This is a genomic window from Actinospica acidithermotolerans, assembly GCF_018139625.1.
Lineage (GTDB): Bacteria > Actinomycetota > Actinomycetes > Streptomycetales > Catenulisporaceae > Actinospica > Actinospica acidithermotolerans.
The window spans coordinates 1-539 of the sequence record NZ_JAGSOH010000328.1; the positions used below are offsets into that span (position 1 = coordinate 1).

The following is a 539-nucleotide window of genomic DNA, read 5'->3' on the forward strand; positions in this document are numbered from 1 at the left end:
CTCGTGCAGCGCCCCGACTCGTCCGTCGACCCGGATGTGCGGGACGAATCCGGCCTCCTCACGGCGCGAGGAAGGCCCGAGGATGACGTTGTCCCGGTGCAGCCCGGCCAACTCCCCCCACCGCATCCCCGTATACGCCGTTGTCACCACCATCACCCCATGCTGCCCACCACCCGCTCGCCCGGGCGATCAGAGACCGCCCGGAGCTTCACCGCCGGATTGAACCCCATCAGCCCTTCGCGCACCGACTCCGCCAAGATCCCCGAGAGTAGCGCGACGATCGAGCACACCGACGACCCGCGCAACCCCTGTCCAGCCAGCGAAAGCGCCCACGCCCGGATCTCCACCCGGCTGATCTCCGACAGCCGATTCCGTCCGAACCGAGGCAGGATATAGATCCGCAGATGCGACTCGTACCTCGCCCACGTCGTCCCCCGCACATTCAAACCGAGCCGCCACGCCGCCACCCACACCTCCAACGACGGATCCGAACCCGGCAACGGACGCACCAACCCCTCCCACACCGCACGAGACCGCGC

1 protein-coding gene is annotated in these 539 nt (G+C 68.5%); it reads right to left on the reverse strand.

Annotated elements, in window-relative coordinates; all coding sequences use genetic code 11:
• Positions 1-152 precede the first annotated feature (152 nt).
• On the reverse strand, positions 153-539 hold a 387-nt coding region (locus KDK95_RS34930; RefSeq protein WP_212522635.1), incomplete at its 5' end, for a tyrosine-type recombinase/integrase.